This window comes from Variovorax sp. GW821-FHT10B04 (genome assembly GCF_059415645.1).
The window spans coordinates 45,750-62,099 of the sequence record NZ_JBWKNQ010000004.1 but is presented as its reverse complement, the minus strand read 5'-3'; the positions used below and the strand labels follow the sequence as shown (position 1 = coordinate 62,099).

At 65.2% G+C, this 16,350-nt stretch carries 14 protein-coding genes; 5 read left to right on the top strand and 9 right to left on the bottom strand.

From position 1 onward, the window contains the following. Nucleotides 1-334 precede the first annotated feature (334 nt). Nucleotides 335-1,882, top strand: a complete 1,548-nt coding sequence (locus AC07PZ_RS11570; protein ID WP_495295231.1) for a caspase family protein — start codon at nt 335-337, stop codon at nt 1,880-1,882. Nucleotides 1,883-2,026: 144 nt separating this feature from the next. Here AC07PZ_RS11570 and AC07PZ_RS11565 read toward each other — a convergent pair whose 3' ends face one another. From AC07PZ_RS11565 to AC07PZ_RS11525, 9 genes are all read right to left on the bottom strand, one after another. Then, nucleotides 2,027-2,377 carry a hypothetical protein gene (locus tag AC07PZ_RS11565; RefSeq protein ID WP_495295230.1) on the bottom strand — a complete coding sequence of 117 codons (351 nt, stop codon included), beginning with the start codon at nt 2,375-2,377 and terminating at the stop codon, nt 2,027-2,029. Between the two features lie 36 nt (nt 2,378-2,413). Then, nucleotides 2,414-3,514 (bottom strand): CaiB/BaiF CoA transferase family protein, encoded by a 1,101-nt coding sequence (locus AC07PZ_RS11560; protein ID WP_495295229.1) that lies wholly within the window; start codon nt 3,512-3,514, stop codon nt 2,414-2,416. 13 nt (nt 3,515-3,527) lie between these two features. Continuing rightward, nucleotides 3,528-4,553 carry a phosphotransferase family protein gene (locus AC07PZ_RS11555; protein ID WP_495295228.1) on the bottom strand — a complete coding sequence of 342 codons (1,026 nt, stop codon included), beginning with the start codon at nt 4,551-4,553 and terminating at the stop codon, nt 3,528-3,530. Further along, on the bottom strand, nt 4,550-5,572 hold the full coding sequence (locus AC07PZ_RS11550) for a branched-chain amino acid ABC transporter permease (RefSeq protein WP_495295227.1): 1,023 nt from the start codon (nt 5,570-5,572) through the stop codon (nt 4,550-4,552). Before AC07PZ_RS11550 ends, AC07PZ_RS11555 begins: the two co-directional genes overlap by 4 nt. 9 nt (nt 5,573-5,581) lie before the next feature. Continuing rightward, nucleotides 5,582-6,454, bottom strand: coding sequence for a branched-chain amino acid ABC transporter permease (locus AC07PZ_RS11545; RefSeq protein WP_495295226.1), 873 nt, complete (start codon nt 6,452-6,454; stop codon nt 5,582-5,584). A 2-nt stretch (nt 6,455-6,456) separates the two neighbouring features. Next, nucleotides 6,457-7,173: an ABC transporter ATP-binding protein gene (locus AC07PZ_RS11540; RefSeq protein ID WP_495295225.1), complete on the bottom strand. Its 717-nt coding sequence runs from the start codon at nt 7,171-7,173 to the stop codon at nt 6,457-6,459. Nucleotides 7,174-7,234: 61 nt separating this feature from the next. Further along, on the bottom strand, nt 7,235-8,032 hold the full coding sequence (locus AC07PZ_RS11535) for an ABC transporter ATP-binding protein (RefSeq protein WP_495295224.1): 798 nt from the start codon (nt 8,030-8,032) through the stop codon (nt 7,235-7,237). 29 nt (nt 8,033-8,061) lie between these two features. Then, nucleotides 8,062-9,240 (bottom strand): acetyl-CoA C-acetyltransferase, encoded by a 1,179-nt coding sequence (locus AC07PZ_RS11530; protein WP_495295223.1) that lies wholly within the window; start codon nt 9,238-9,240, stop codon nt 8,062-8,064. Nucleotides 9,241-9,271: 31 nt separating this feature from the next. Then, nucleotides 9,272-10,054, bottom strand: coding sequence for an SDR family NAD(P)-dependent oxidoreductase (locus AC07PZ_RS11525; RefSeq protein ID WP_495295222.1), 783 nt, complete (start codon nt 10,052-10,054; stop codon nt 9,272-9,274). Between the two features lie 223 nt (nt 10,055-10,277). On the opposite strand from AC07PZ_RS11525, the gene AC07PZ_RS11520 reads away from it, so the two are divergent. The 4 genes from AC07PZ_RS11520 (at nt 10,278) to AC07PZ_RS11505 (ending at nt 16,340) form a co-directional block, all read left to right on the top strand. Further along, a complete protein-coding gene (locus tag AC07PZ_RS11520; RefSeq protein ID WP_495295221.1) occupies nt 10,278-13,001 on the top strand; it encodes a winged helix-turn-helix domain-containing protein in 2,724 nt (907 codons plus the stop codon). A gap of 154 nt (nt 13,002-13,155) precedes the next feature. Beyond that, nucleotides 13,156-14,379 carry an ABC transporter substrate-binding protein gene (locus AC07PZ_RS11515; protein ID WP_495295220.1) on the top strand — a complete coding sequence of 408 codons (1,224 nt, stop codon included), beginning with the start codon at nt 13,156-13,158 and terminating at the stop codon, nt 14,377-14,379. 314 nt (nt 14,380-14,693) lie between these two features. Beyond that, nucleotides 14,694-15,008: a helix-turn-helix domain-containing protein gene (locus AC07PZ_RS11510; RefSeq protein ID WP_495295219.1), complete on the top strand. Its 315-nt coding sequence runs from the start codon at nt 14,694-14,696 to the stop codon at nt 15,006-15,008. 12 nt (nt 15,009-15,020) lie between these two features. Further along, nucleotides 15,021-16,340, top strand: a complete 1,320-nt coding sequence (locus AC07PZ_RS11505) for a type II toxin-antitoxin system HipA family toxin (RefSeq protein ID WP_495295218.1) — start codon at nt 15,021-15,023, stop codon at nt 16,338-16,340. Nucleotides 16,341-16,350: the final 10 nt, after the last annotated feature.

The following is a 16,350-nucleotide window of genomic DNA, read 5'->3' as shown; positions in this document are numbered from 1 at the left end:
CGCTCATGAGGTCCACCGCAGCGGCCAAGTCTGAGGTGGCTGGGGTGGAGAAGCACGGTCCTGCGCGACTCGCGCCGGCAGTTGACCGACCCTGATTGCCATAGGCGGTGCCGCAAACAGAACGTGGCTTGCGTCATGCGGCGCTGTTGGCCGGAGTTGCCGCCTCAACCAATGTCTATCCATTTGCATTGCGGCAATTGAAAGTGAAGATTGACGCGCTCTCCGGTGTCCGGGGCAGGTAGGATCTTTATATGCGCGGCGTTCGTTATATGCGCGGTACTAGTGAAGCTTGTTGAAATCACCTGAGCGTAGTTTTTATTAAAAAGGAATATCAATGAAATTAGCTATCGTAGGTGGAATCACCCACTATCAGCACATGAGGCCGTTGCCTGCTTGCACTAACGACGCTCAGGCTATCAATAGTCTACTAAATTCCACGGGCGACTATGCTGAGATCTGCTTTATTGATCCGACTGCCACTGCGGCGGATGCAAAATCAAAAATTGTCAAATTTATAGAAGCGCACAAACTAGATAAAATTGAAGAATTACTTTTTTATTTTTCGGGCCACGGGGACCGATCAGAAAACGATTTTTTCTACGCATTTTCCGACTACAAATTTGATTTTCGGGAGACCACTGGGCTTAGAAATTCTGAGCTCGATGAGCTCATTCGCAATCTGACTCCAACGCTCACTGTGAAGATTGTTGATGCTTGCTTTTCCGGGTTTACTTATATAAAGTCGGACGATGATCTGACGCCGATAGTTCAGAAATCTGCCAATGCGAATGAACTTAAGAATGTCTATTTCTTCTTTTCTTCCGCTGCTAATGAGAAGTCGTTTGCTGGGCCGAAATACAGCTATTTCACTCAATGTTTCCTTGAGATTTTGTCCGGCGAGACGGGCCTCGTTCGATACCGAGATCTTATGGGGGCTATTGCTGACATCATGAGTCGCCGGGGGTGGCCCAAGCCTTTCTTCGTCACACAGTCAACGAATTTGGAAAAATTTGCATACATAGGAGAACCAACGCGCGACGCCGTTAAAGATTCTCTGAAATTGCTCGAACCGCCAGAACCCACAGCGTCCAAAGATCTGCATCAAACGACAGGCGACGGACAGCTTGCGGTCAAGCAACGCCAGCCCTCAGTGCAGCCTCTTTCGTTGGCCGCGCTAGCGAATGAAAAAGCAACGAAAATCTACTGCACAAAAGAAGAAGCTATTAAAAATCTTGGCTTGCTTCAAATTTTAAAGAAGCCAGATTATTGGCCATCCGAGCTTCGCGATGCATATGAGTTGGAAGTGAAGTCGGTTGAAGAGGGCGATATTCCGAACTGCGCGGCAATTGGAAATTGGATAAAGAATCTCAAGGAAGACTCCGTTTTCGCGGCGCCAACTTATGAAACTCAGAAATTTACTACCCAAGAATACAAAGAATTACCGAAAAAGCCGACGCAGCCTTTTGGAGGATTTGGTTCTTCGATAGGTCAAATGCGGAGACTTTTTGGTGAGGAGAAAGAATATAAACTTGAAACTGTCGAAAAAACGCGCCAAGTACTATCCGGATTTCGATTCTCGGCCGATGCAATTGTCGAGCCTATGCTCATTCGATTTTCGCCAAAATTTTCATCCTTAGAAAATTATGCGTTATATATAGTTTGCCTTTTTTCACGAAAAAATGTGACTTGTCTTTACTCCGTCGAGCACCTTGCTTTTACGGGGTGGGATAATATAGTCGATCCCAAGGCTTTGGATTGGAAGCAATTATCATCATCCATTAAAGAAGTTGACTCTATCAATGAGATGATTAACTCTTTGGTACGCGAAGTTGTTGATTTCATTTTTTTGGATGCGCGTCAGCGCTTGTCGCCAGCAAACTGATCCCGAATCTCGGTGTGGCGGCACATATAATGAAATGTTGATGAAGTGCTTCTGATCTAACGTGGCTAACTGAAGTATGAGTTGATTACGATGCGTTAATTGCAGAATATTAACGCTAATGTCGGTCTGTCGGCGTGAATTGCTTCAGCGGTGCAGAAATGTTTGTAACGCTGCAGAAATCATCAGAAATTTATTCTGGCTCTCAAACTCATGGCAATCTGCCGCTGCAATTGCCTCTGGATGTTTTCCCACGCTTGAAAGAAGTTTTTCACCATCGCAGCGCAGCGTTGCGATTCGCTTCTTTGTCTTCTTGTTCTTGAGTTGTGCTTGCCAACAAGCGTCGGCAGCGCCGCATGATCGATATTCAAGGACTTCGGTATCCGGCTTCCACGCAAGGTACGTGACCGGATTGCCACTGGAAGCAGATACCTCCGCGCCAAGTGCCAACATCGCCATGAGCAGCAGGGACGAGCGCGCCGCTGTTGTTGTCTTCATTTGTAGTCCTGCTGTCCGTTATTCCGAACAGCAAGACTAGCCGACGTCGATATCGGCGGCAGCCGCACCCCAACTCGCCAGCGCCTGCGGCAACGCATCAGCCCGCGCAGCCACCGGTACCTCCCCCGGCGTGCGCGAAAACCGCGGCGCCGATGCCGGCTGCAGCACGCCATCCACCGTCACGAAAGCCTGCCGCGCCGCGTTGTGCGGATGCAGCGGCGCCTCGTCCCAGTCCAGCACGGGCGCGAAGCAGGCGTCGGTGCCTTCCAGCAGTTCGCACCATTCGCCGCGCGTCTTCATGCGGAACACGTCGCCCAGCCGCAGCTTGAGCAGCGGCCAGCGCGCCGGGTCCATCTGCGCGTCGAACAGCGGGTCGTCGACGCCGCAGCGCGCAAGCAGTTCCTTGTAGAACTGCGGCTCGATCGCGCCGATGGCGACGTACTTGCCGTCGGCGCAGGCATAGGTGTCGTAGAAGTGGGCGCCGCCGTCGAGCAGGTTCTCGCCGCGCTGGTTGCTCCATTGGCCCTGAGCCTTCATGCCGTACATGAAGGCGGACAGCAGGGCGGTGCCGTCCGACATCGCGGCGTCGACCACCTGGCCGGTGCCGGAACGGCGCGCCTCGTGCAGCGCCGCGAGCAATCCGACCGCGAGCAGCATGCCGCCGCCACCGAAGTCGCCCACGTAGTTGAGCGGCGGCAGCGGCGCCTCGCCTGCACGGCCGATCGCGTGCAGCGCACCGGCGATCGCGATGTAGTTGATGTCGTGCCCCGCCGCCTGCGACAGCGGGCCGGACTGGCCCCAGCCGGTCATGCGGCCGTACACCAGACGCGGATTGGCCGCCAGGCAGGGCGCAGGGCCGAGCCCGAGCTTTTCCATCACGCCGGGGCGGTAGCCCTCGATCAGCACGTCGGCCTGCGCGACCAGCGCGAGCACCTGTGCAGTTGCGCCTTCGGCCCGCAGGTCGACCGGGACCAGGCGCCGGTTGCGGCCGGTGACGTCGCGCGGGTCGGGCTCGGCACCGGGCCGGGCGATGCGGATGACGTCCGCGCCCATGTCGCCGAGCAGCATCGCGCAGAACGGGCCAGGCCCGATGCCTGCGAATTCGATGACCTTGAGTCCGGCGAGCGGTCCAGCCATGGTGGTGTCTCCTTCAGCCTTCGGTGGCGATGATCTCGGCGGCATAGCGCGCGAAGCGGGCGGACAGGTTGCCGACCGCGGCAGCGTTGTCGGCGGCGGCATTGCCGGCGCGAGCACGGGCGGAGATGCCTTCCAGGATCACGGCGAAGCGGAACAGCGAGAAGGCGTGGTGAAAGGGCTCCACGGCTGCGGTGCGCCCGCTGCTGCGCAGGTACACGTCGAGATACTCCTGCTGGCCCGGGATCTGCAGCGCCGCCAGGTCGAGGCCGCGCACGCCCTCGAACACATCGGGCTCGGTCAGCCACGGCAGGCTGCTGTAGGCGGCGTCGGCCAGCGGATGGCCCAGCGTCGACAGTTCCCAGTCGAGCACCGCCACGATGCGCGGCTCGGTGGGGTGGAACATCACATTGCCCAGGCGGTAGTCGCCGTGCGCGATGGTGGTTTCGTCGCCGGCCGGAATGTGTGCGGGCAGCCACTCGATCAACCGGTCGATGTCGGCGTTCTCCGCGCCCTTCGAGTCTTCCCACTGGCGCGTCCAGCGCGCGATCTGCCGCGTGAAGAAGTTGCCGGGCCTGCCGTAGTCGGACAGCCCGACGGATGTCCAGTCGACCGCATGCAGCCGAGCCAGCGTCTCGGCCAGCGCGACCAGGTAGGCGCGGCGCTCGCGCGGCGCGATCTCGGGCAGTGCGTAGTTGCTCAGCACGCGGCCTTGCAGCCGTTCCATCACATAGAAGGGCGTGCCGATCACCTCGCGCTCGTCGCAATAGAAGAGGGCGGGCGGCACCGGCACGTCGGTGGGCGCCAGCGCGCGCAGGATGCGGAATTCGCGGTCGACCGCATGGGCCGACTTCAGCAGCTCGCCCGGCGGTTGCTTGCGCAGCACCAGCTGCGGGCCTTGCTGGAAGCTCACGAAGAAGGTCGGGTTGGACTGGCCGCCGCCGATGCGTTCCAGCTGCATCGCGCCCTTCAGCTCGGGCAGCTGGGTGCGCAGGTATGACGCCAGGACGTCGGCGTCGAACTCGGACACGGCGGCCGTCATGCGTCCGCTCCGGTTTGGCCCGCGAGGCGCGTGCGCAGCTTCGACAGCAGCGTCATCACGCCGCCCGGCATCACGAACATGAACAGGATCAGCACCACGCCGTAGACGCCCCAGGCCGCGTCCTTCGTCACGCTCTCCGCCAGGCTCGGCACGAACATGATGAAGACCGCGCCGAACAGGGCGCCCCACAGCGTGCCGACGCCGCCGACCACCACGCCGACCAGCAGCGAGATCGACAGGAACATCGTGAACGAGTCGGGCGAGACGAACTGCACCGCCAGCGCCGACAGCGCGCCGCCCACGCCGGTGAACGCGGCGGACACGCCGAAGGTCATCGACTTGTAGTGGCTGTTGTCCACGCCCATCGACTCGGCCGCGATCTCCTGGTCGCGGATGGCGCGCATCGCGCGGCCGGTGCCGCTCACGATCAGGTTGTGCGCGATCCAGAACATCACGACCGCGACCGCCAGCGCATACAGGTAGAACCACTGGTCGGCCGTGAGCGGCAGGCCGAAGGGCGCCTCGGGCTTCATCAGCACGATGCCGCCCACGCCGCCGGTCAGCGGTTCGAGGTGTTTGTATTTCAGCAACTGCGGCGTGACCACGCCGAGCGCGAAGGTCGCGAGCGCCAGGTACAGGCCCTGCAGCTTCAGCGCCGGCCGCCCGAACACGTAGCCGACGACCAGGCAGACCAGCGCCGCAGCCGGCACGCCGGCCCAGTAGGGCACGTCGGCGCGGTCGACCAGGATGCCGACGGTGTAGGCGCCGATGGCGAAGAACGCACCATGGCCCAGCGAGATCTGCCCGTTGTAGCCGGTCAGCAGGTTCAGCCCGACCAGCGCGATGGCATAGGACAGCACCATCGTGGCCTGGAACAGGATGTAGCCCTTGGCGAAGAAGGCGAGCGCCGCGGCGGCGACGATCAGGGCCAGCACCCAGGGCACGGCATGGCTGGCGCGTGCGCGGGCAGCGGGTGCAACGGACGCAGCGGGTGTGGTGGCGGTGGTGGCTTGCAGCATCGGGCTTCCTCAGACGCGTTGGACGATGCGCCGGCCGAACAGGCCGGCGGGGCGCACGATGAGCACGCCGACGATGAGCACGAGCGCCACGGACAGCTTGAGCTCGGTGCCGACCACGTAGGTGCCCAGCAGGTTCTCCAGCACGCCGACCAGGAAGCCGCCGACGATCGCGCCGACCGCGTTGTCGATGCCGCCGATGAGCGCGCCCGCAAAGGCGTAGATCAGCACGCCGGTCATCATCCCCGGGTCCAGGAAGACCACCGGCGCGACCATCATTCCCGACACCGCGCCGATCGCGCCGGCCAGGCCCCAGCCCAGCATCAGCATGCGGCCGACGTTGATGCCGAGCAGGCGCGACGAGCCGGGGTTCTGCGCCGCGGCGCGCATCGTCAGCCCGAGCGTCGTGTAGCTGAAGAAGGTGAACAGTGCGGCCACGATGCACAGGGCGACGAAGATCGTGCCGACCTGGTGCGGCGACATCACGCTGCCGCCGAACCACGCGTCCTTGGCGAACGGGCTCGGGAACTCCTTGATCTGCGAGCCGAAGATCCAGCCCGCGAGGCTGTGGAAGATCATCAGCAGGCCGATGAAGACCACCACGACGCTGAGCGCCGGCGCCTTGTGCAGCGGCCGGATCACCGCGAACTCGATCGCCGCGGCCAGCACGAAGGAGATCGCCATGGTCGCGAAGAACGCGGCCCAGTAGGGCATGCCCGACTGGATCAGCGCCCAGGCGATGAAGGTCGAGAACATCGCCATCTCGCCCTGTGCGAAGTTCACGTGGTGGGTGGCCTGGTAGATCATCACCAGGGCCAGTGCCAGGCTGGCGTAGATGCCACCGGTCGCGAGGCCCGCGACCAGTTGTTGGATGAAGGTTTCCATGTTCACTCCCCGAGGTACGCGCGGCGGACGGCGTCGTCGCTGCGCATCTCGGCGCTGGTGCCGTGTTTGACGATGTGCCCGGTCTCGAGCAGGTAGGCGGTGTCGGCGAGTTCGAGCGCGATGCGCGCGTTCTGCTCGACCAGCAGGATCGACACGCGCTGTTCCGCGCGGATGCGCCGCATGATCGCGAAGATGTCCTTGACGACGAGCGGCGCGAGGCCGAACGACGGCTCGTCGAGCAGCAGCAGCGACGGCCGCGCCATCAGCGCGCGGGCGATCGCCAGCATCTGCTGCTCGCCGCCCGACAGCGTGCCGGCCTGTTGGGCGCGGCGCTCCTTCAGGCGCGGAAAGTAGTCGTACATGCGTTCCATGTCCTCGGCGGCGGCGCGCTTGTCGGCGCGGCCGTGGCAGCCCAGGCGCAGGTTTTCTTCCGCGCTCAGGCCGAGGAAGGTACCGCGCCCGTCGGGCACGTGGCCGACGCCGCGCATCGCGATGTATTCGGTCGACTTGGCGTCGATGCGCTCGCCGCGAAAGCTCACCGAGCCGCCGGTGCGAACCTGGAAATGGCAGATCGCGCGCAGCGTGGTGGTCTTGCCGGCACCGTTGGCGCCGAGCAGCGCGGTGATCAGGCCTTCGTCGACGTCGAGGTCGATGCCGTGCAGGACCTGGGTCGCGCCGTAGCTGGCCGTGAGGCCGCGCACTTCGAGCAAGCGGCTCATTCGAATACCTCCGTGCTCCGCACTGCAGTGCGAGCCTTGTTTGGGGCGGCCCGGCACGCGCTCATGCCGCCACTCCCTCTTCATCGCCCAGATAGGCCCGGATCACTTCCGGATGGCGGCGCACTTCGGCGGGCGTGCCGTCGGCGATCTTCTTGCCGAAGTTGAGCGCGACGATGCGGTCGCACACGCCCATCACCAGGCCCATGTGGTGCTCGACCAGCAGCACGGTGAGGTTCAGCCGGGTGCGGATGTCGAGGATCAGCTCGCCGAGGCCGCTGAGTTCCTCGTGGTTCAGGCCGCAGGCCGGCTCGTCGAGCAGCAGCAGCGACGGCTCGCTGGCCAGCGCACGCGCCAGCTCGACGCGCTTCTGCGTGCCGAAGGGCAGGTCGCCCACGGCGCGGTGCGCCACGCGCTCCAGGCCGAGCAGTTCGATCGCCGTCTCGGCATGCGCACGCGCGGCGCGCTCGGCCTTCCGTGCGCCCGGCAGGCGGAAGGCGTCGCGCAGGAAGCCCGCGTGATGGTGCGAATGCGTGCCGACCAGCACGTTGTCGCGCACCGTCATCGAACGGAACAACGCGAGGTTCTGGAAGGTCCGGCCCACACCGATGCCCGCGACGCGATGGCGCGGCTGGTCCGACAGCACCTGGCCGTCGAAGTGGATCGAGCCGCTGTCGCAGCGGTACAGCCGCGACAGGCAATTGAACAGCGTGCTCTTGCCCGCGCCGTTCGGGCCGATCAGCCCCCGCACCTCGCCACGTCGCACGTCGAAGCTGACGCCGTCGAGTGCCACGATGCCACCGAAACGCACGGATACGTCGTCCACGCGAAGCAGCGGCTTGTCTCCATTCTTGTCGTTCATGCCGTCAGTCGTTCATCTCGGCGCGCGCTTCAGAGCCGTTCCACGATGGTGACGTTGGCCAGGCCACCGCCTTCGCACATGGTCTGCAGGCCGTAGCGGCCGCCGCGCTGCTTCAGCACGTTGATCAGCGTGCTCATCAGCTTGGTGCCGGAGGCGCCCAGCGGGTGGCCCAGCGCGATGGCGCCGCCGTTCACGTTGAGCCGGGCCGGGTCGGCACCGATCGCCTGGGCCCAGGCCAGCGGCACCGGCGCGAAGGCCTCGTTGACCTCGTAGGCGTCGATGTCCTCGATCCGCAGGCCGGCCTTCTTCAGCGCGATCTGCGTGGCCGGAATCGGGCCTTCCAGCATGACCACCGGGTCGTGGCCGATCACCGTCATGTGGTGGATGCGGGCCAGCGGCGTCAGGCCGAAGGTCTTCAGCGCGCGTTCGCTCACGACCAGCACGCCGGTGGCGCCGTCGCAGATCTGGCTGGCGCTGGCCGCGGTGATGACGCCGCCTTCCTGCAGCAGCTTCACGCCGGCGATGCCCTCGATCGTCGCGTCGAAGCGGATGCCTTCGTCGACCGTGTGCATCTCGCCCGAGTCCTCGACGCCCGCGCGGCGCACCGCGACCGGCAGGATCTCGTTGGCGAAGCGGCCTTCGCGCGTGGCGGCGATGGCGCGACGGTGGCTCTCGAACGCGAAGGCGTCGAGCTGTTCCTTCGTCAGGCCGTACTTGCGCGCGATCATCTCGGCGCCGGTGAACTGGCTGAACTGCACGCCGGGGTAGCGCGCCTGGATGCCGGGGCTGGTGTATTCGCCCAGGCCGGCCTTGCGCGGCAATTCGTTGGGCGTGAACATCGGCACGCGCGTCATGCTCTCGACGCCGGCGGCGATCACGCAGTCCATGGTGCCCGACATCACGGCCTGCGCCGCGAAGTGCAGCGCCTGCTGCGACGAGCCGCACTGGCGGTCGATCGAGGTCGCCGGCACCGACTCGGGCAGCTTCGACGCCATCACGGCGTTGCGCGCCACGTTGGTCGCCTGCTCGCCGACCTGGCTCACGCAGCCCATGATCACGTCGTCGACCGCGGCGGGGTCGATGCCGGTCTTGTCGATCAGTGCGTCGAGCACGGCGGCCGACAGGTCGACCGGATGCCAGCCCGACAGGCGGCCGTTGCGGCGGCCGCCGGCGGTGCGTTGGGCGGCGACGATGAATGCTTCTGCCATGGAATTTCTCCTTGAAGATGGGATGTCGGACTCAGCGGGGCGCCATGCGGATCGCGCCGTCGAGGCGCACGCATTCGCCATTCAGGTAGGCATTGGTCACCATGGTCTCGACCAGCTGACCGAACTCGTCGGGCTCGCCGAGGCGCTTGGGGAAGGGCACCGACGCGGCGAGCGCGGCCTTGACCTTCTCGGGCGCGGCGTTGAGCAGCGGCGTGTTGAAGATGCCGGGCAGGATCGTGTTCACGCGGATGCCTTCGTCCATCAGGTCCCGCGCGATCGGCAGCGTCATGCCCGCGATGCCGGCCTTGGAGGCGGTGTAGGCGGCCTGGCCCATCTGGCCGTCCTGCGCCGCGACCGAGGCGGTGCTGACGATCACGCCGCGCTCGCCGGTGTCGGTCGGTGCCAGCGTCAGCATGCCGGCCGCCGACTTGGCGATGCAGCGGAAGGCGCCGATCAGGTTGATCTGGATCACACGCTCGAAGTTGGCGAGCGGGTAATGGCGGATCTCGCCGGTGTTCCTGTCGCGGCTCGCGGTCTTGACGGCGCTGCCGGTGCCGGCGCAGTTGACCAGGATGCGTTCCTGGCCGTGCGCCGCGCGCGCCTTGGCGAAGGCCTGGTCGGTCTGCTCTTCCGAGGTCACGTCGACCTGGCAGAACACGCCGCCGAGTTCGCGGGCCAGCGCTTCGCCGAGTTCGGCGTTGAGGTCGAACAGCGCGACCTTGACGCCGTGCGACGCCAGGCGGCGGGCCGTCGCGGCGCCGAGGCCGGAAGCGCCACCGGTGATCACGGCGGCAATGGAGGCATTGAGTTTCATGGGTAAAACGGTTTCCAGCGGAAGGGGTCGCACGGACGTGGAAAGGTCCGCGGCAGGATGACTTTAGGGATTGCCCGGCCAGGCGACCATCGTCCAAAGCGACGAGTTCGACGCCCTTCGCGCCGAATGAATACCGGGCGAATACGGGGTCTTGCGCGGATGTCCGTATGCGATCATTTCCCGCTGGGCCGGGCGCGTCACGCGTCCGCGCCGATCCTCCTCCATGACCCTGCCTGCCGACCGTTCCACCGCCGCTTCGCCGCCCTTGCCGCCTTCCGCTTCGTCCCGCCCGCTGACCGTGTCCTCCGCCAAGCTGGGGCCGCCGGTGCAACGGACGGCCGAGGTGCGGCGCACCGGCATTGCGGAGCGGCTGGCACGGGCCGGCTCGGTCAAGCTGGTGCTGGTGCGCGCGCCCGCCGGCTTCGGCAAGACCACGGCCATGGTCCAGCTGCGCGAGCTGCTGCAGGAGCGCGGCAGTGCCACCGGCTGGCTGGTGCTGGACCGGGCGGACAACGACGTGCCGCGCTTCCTGTCGGGCCTGTCTGCAGCGGCTGCCCACATGGGTGTCGAGCGCCGCAACGACGCGCCCGAAGGCATCCTCGACCTGCTGGCCGCCGAGACCGCGCCCTATGCGCTCTTTCTCGACGACTTCGAGCTGATTCGCGAGGGCGGCGTGATGGCGCTGATCCGCGAGCTCATCGACAACCTGCCGCGCAACGGCCTGCTGGTGATCGGCTCGCGCAGCGTGCCCGACCTCGGGCTGGGCCGCTTGCGCGCGCGCGGGCAGTTGCTTGAACTCGACACCAGCGTGCTGCGCTTCAGCCCGGCGGAGTCGGAGGAGTTCTTCCGCCTGCGTGGCGCCGGCCTGTCGCTGGAGGCCGTCGACCGCGCGCACGGCAAGACCGAAGGCTGGGTCGCGGCGCTGTGGCTGCTTTCGCTGGCGTTGCAGCGCGACGGCTCGCGCAGCAGCGACCTCATGGCCCGGCTGGCGCTGTCGGACCGCGACGTCGCCGAGTACCTGACCGAGGAAGTGCTGACCCGGCAGGACCCGCCGGTGCGCGACTTCCTGCTGCGCACCAGCGTTCTCAAGCACCTGAGCGCACCAGCGTGCCAGGCGCTGCTGCCGCACCAGGACTGCGCGGCCATGCTGCAGCAGCTGGAGCGCACCAACGTCTTCCTGATTCCGGTCGAGGACGCGCCGGGGCTGTACCGCTATCACAGCCTGTTCGCCGATTTCCTGCGCGACCAGTTGGCCAAGGAGCGGCCCGACGAGGTGGCGCGGCTGCACCTGGCGGCCTCGGGCTGGTATGAGTCCGAAGGGCGTGCCGTGCCGGCCATCGACCACGCGATCGAGGGCGGCGACCATCCGCATGCGCTGTACCTGCTCGAGAGCCAGGCGGAGATGCTGCTCGAGCAGGGCCGGATGCGCCTGCTCGACCGCTGGTGCTCGGCGATCCCGCCCGACCTGCTGCGCGAGAAACCGTTGATGCAGCTGGTGGCCGTCTGGGCGCGCTGCTTCACCCAGGGTCCGTGGACCGCGATGGAATGGCTGCAGGCCTCCGGTTGCGCGGACAGCCCCGCGCCCGGCATCCAGGCCCACGTGCGGGCGCTGCTGCCGATCCTGCTGGCGATGATGGACCGCTACGACGACGCGCATCGGGCCGGCCGCGAGGGGCTGCAGCATCTGCCGACCGGCAACGCCTTCGCCGACAGCGTGCTGCTCAACGCGATGGCCCACATCGTGTCGGTCGCCGGCGCGCGGCAGGAGGCCCACAGCTTTCTCGACGATGCGCGCCGCTCGCAGGGCGCCAGCGGCTTCAACCGCATGTACACCGAGACCGTGGGCGGCCTGCTCGACCTGCGCGAAGGGCGCATGCGGCAGGCCACGGCGCGTTTCCGCATGGCCGTGACCGCAGGCTCCGGCGCCACGATCTACAACTACTCGCACGGCAACGCCTGGGCCGGCGTGTTCTATGCGCGCGTGGTCTATGAGGCGAACGACCTCGCGGGCGCCGAGCGGCTGCTGAACGTCTACCTGCCGCTCGCGCGCGACGTCGGCCTGCCGGACCATCTGATCTTCAGTTACCGGATGCGCTCGCGCATCGCGTTCGCGAACGGCGACGTCGACACCGCCCTGCAGGCGCTGACCGAGCTCGAATACCTGGGCCACCAGCGGCAGCTGCCGCGCGTGATCGCCAACGCCAAGCTGGAGCGCTCGCATCTGCTGGTGCTGCAGGGCCACGGCGCGGCGGCGCGCGAGGAGCTGGCGCGCGCCGACGACCGGGAAGTCTGGAGCGCGCTCGCGCACCAGCAGCGGCCCGCGCAGGAGGTGGACGACTTCTTCATCGGCGAGCTGCGGGTGGACCTGCACTTCGGCAAGCCGGTCGACCATGTGGTGCGGCTCGAGACCGAGCTGCGCCAGGCCGAGACCGCGGTGCGCCGGCATCGCACGCTGAAGCTGCGGCTGTTGCTCGCGCTGTGCTTCCTGCGCAGCGGCGACGTCGGCCGGGCCATCGACCATGGCGTGCCGGTGCTGAAGGAAGCCTGCCGCGAAGGCTTCATCCGGCTGATCCTCGACGAGGGGCCGATCGCCGCGGGACTGGTGCGGCGCGTGCAGGCCGATACGGCCGCGTCGCAGGCGCTGCAGGATCCGATCTTCAGCGAGTACCTGCAGCGCCTGTGCGACCTGTTCGGCCCGCGCGCCGACGCCGAGGAAGACGCGTCCTTCGCGCCGGAAGCCGCCCCGCTGGCCGAGCCGCTGACCCGCAAGGAGATCCGCGTGCTGCAGCTGCTGGTGGAGGGCTATTCCAACACCGCGATGGCCGAGAAGCTCTTCGTTTCCGACAGCACGGTGCGCACGCACCTGCGCAACATCAACACCAAGCTCAACTGCCACAGCCGCACACAGGCCGTGGCGGTGGCACGCCGCCTCGGCGTGATCCGCTGAGCCGCGCCCGCGCCGACCGCGGCGGCGGACGCGGTGTTGTCGAATTCGTCGCTTCTGACGATAGGTCGGCCGTCGCTCGCCTCCTAGCATCTGCAACGTCGCATTGCAGACGCCGGGCGCCCTTGCCCGACCCAGAAAACCACCAGGAGACAACATGGCATTCAGGTTCAATCGCAGAGCTCTCGTCGTCGGCATGGCCGCGGCCCTCGCACTCACGACGCAGCTCACGGCGCAGGCGCAGAAGCGCTACGACACCGGTGCGTCGGACACCGAGATCAAGATCGGCAACCTCGTCTCGTACTCCGGCCCGGTCTCGGCCTTCGGCACCATCGGCAAGTCCGCCGCGGCCTACTTCGCCAAGGTCAATGCCGAAGGCGGCGTGAACGGCCGCAAGATCAACTTCATCTCGCTCGACGACGCCTACACGCCGTCGAAGACCGTGGAGCAGGCCCGCAAGCTGGTCGAGCAGGATGAAGTCTTCGCGATCTTCCTGCCGGTCGGCACCGCGCACAACGCGGCGATCCAGAAGTACCTGAACGCCAAGAAGGTGCCGCAGCTCTTCGTCGGCTCGGGCGCCACGCGCTGGGGCAACATCAAGGAATTCCCGTGGACGATCGGCTGGCAGCCGACCTACGAAGCCGAGGCGCGCGCTTTCGGGCAGCACATCGTGGCGAGCAATCCGGGCGCGAAGGTCGCGATCCTGATGCAGAACGACGACTTCGGGAAGGACTTCCAGAAGGGCGTGATCGACGGCATGGGCGACAAGGCCAAGTCGATGGTCGTGACGACGCAGACCTATGAAACCAGCGACCCCACCATCGACAGCCAGATCGTGTCGATGAAGGGCTCGGGCGCGGACACGCTGCTGATCTTCGCGACGCCCAAGTTCGCCGCGATGGCCATCAAGCGCGCCGCCGAAATCGGCTGGAGCCCGGCGCGCTACGTGTCGAGCGTGTCGGTGTCGGTCAGCTCGGTGCTGAAGCCGGCCGGCCTGGACGTGTCGAAGGGCGTGATCAGCGCGACCTACTTCCGCGACCCGACCGACCCCGCCACCCAGGCCACCAAGGAATATGCGGAATACGCCGCCACGCTGAAGCAGTTCTATCCGGCGGGCGACCCGACCGACTCGCTGAACCTGATCGGCTATTCGTCGGCGCAGACGCTGGTGCAGACCATCAAGCAGGCCGGCGACAACCTGACGCGCGAGAACCTGATGAAGCAGGCGCTGAACCTGAACATGACGCTGCCGATGCTGTACCCCGGCATCACCGTGGAGACCAGCGCGACCGATGCCTATCCGATCGAGAAGCTCCAGCTGATCCAGTTCAATGGCGCACGCTACGAGCCGGTGGGCAGCGTGTTCGGCAAGGCGAAGTGATGGCTTGATGCGTTGCCTGGGCGTGCTCGGCCCAGGCTGTCGTCCTCCGCTGGCGCCAACCGCGCTGGCGGTACCTGGAAAGCCGCTTCCCCGCTGGGGGGAAGCGGCTTTCTTGCTTGTGATTCGGCCATGGATTACGACGACGCTTGTTAAGCGATAAAAATACGTTTCTTAAATGCACAAATAGAGCATAAGAGATGCTTTTCCAGTACTTATGAAAATCATCATGAATCGATATAATCGATGTAAAAGCATTGCTTAAGTAGATAAATCCAGATTTATCACTGCTATTCCATCTCTTACCGAGGTAGCCTATGAACCACACCGCTGACGAACTGGAAAGCGAGCTGGGCGAGCGCATTCGCACATACCGGCTCACGAAGAACATCCAGCAGACCGTGCTGGCAGAAAGGGCCGGGGTGGGCATCACGGCGCTGCGCAACCTGGAGAACGGTCGCGGCTCGACGGTGAGAACGCTGTTGAGCGTCGTGCGGGCGCTCGGGCGGGAGGAGTGGCTCAACAACGTGGCGCCCGTGGCCACGGTGAACCCCTTGACGCTGACACAGCAAGCCCGGCCTCGCACCCGCGCTCGCACCAAAGGGGGCGCCGTGAGCACCCGCAAGGAATAAGGCAGACAGGACATGGCAACCAGCAGCAGAAAGACCAGGGCGAAAGGCTCGACGTACAAGCCCGTCAACGTGGTGGAGGTGCATCTGTGGGGCACGCTCCTCGGGGCGGTGTCCATGGACCCTGCCTACGGCTTCTATGCCTTTGCCTACACCGACAAGGCACAGGCCGCCGGCATCGAGCCGTCACCCCTCGTCATGCCTTTGGGCAGTGAACCCTATCTGTTCACCGACCTGCCGGAACTCACGTACAAGCGCCTGCCCGCCATGCTCAGCGACGCACTGCCGGACGACTTCGGCAATGCGCTGATCGACAAGTACATGGCCGAAAAAGGGATCCCGAAGGCGCGCATCACAGCGCTCGACCGCCTCGCCTACATGGGCAGCCGCGGGATGGGTGCCCTGACCTTCAAGCCCACCCGGGGCCCCGGTACCCAGAAGCCCACCGCGATCGAACTCGGCAGCCTGGTAGCGGCTGCCCGCGAAGCGGTGCACGGCAACATCGAGGACGAAGCCGGTACCAACGCCGCGCTGCGCAACATCATCGAAGTGGGCACCTCCGCAGGCGGCGCACGCGCGAAGGCCGTCATCGCCTGGAATCCGGTCACCAACGAAATCGTGGCGGGCCAGATGCAGGCGCCGGACGGCTTCGAGCACTGGCTCCTGAAGTTCGACGGGATGGGGACGGACCGCGAACTTGGCGCCAGCCAGGACTACGGACGCATCGAGTACGCCTACCACCTGATGGCCAGGGCGGCCGGCATCGACATGACGGATTGCAGGCTCCTGGAAGAAAGCGGCCGGGCGCACTTCATGACCAGGCGCTTCGACCGCTATGGCGGCAGCGGACGCCACCACATGCAGACGCTCTGTGCGATGAGCCACATCGACTACAAGAAGAAGGGCGCCAACGCTTATGCCCAGCTCTTCCTCGCCATGCGTGGCCTGGACCTGCCCTATGAAGACTTCGAGCAGGCCTTCCGGCGCATGGCGTTCAACGTCATGGCACGCAACTGCGACGATCACTCCAAGAACTTCTCGTTCCTGCTCAAGCAGGGGGAACCCTGGCGGCTGGCCCCGGCCTACGACGTCACCTTCGCGCACAACCCGGACGGCGAGTGGACGAACCAGCACCTGATGTCGGTGAACGGCAAGTTCAAGGGCTTCACGCGAGCCGACCTTCTCGAAGAGGCGGATCGGTACAAGGTCGGCACCGCACCCAGGGTCCTGGACCAGGTTGCAGCCGCCGTGGGGCAGTGGACGCAGTTCGCACGGCAAGCCGGCATCTCGCAGGCACAGGTCGACGCGATCCAGCGCCAGCTGCTTCCGCTGTAGGAGCGCAGGG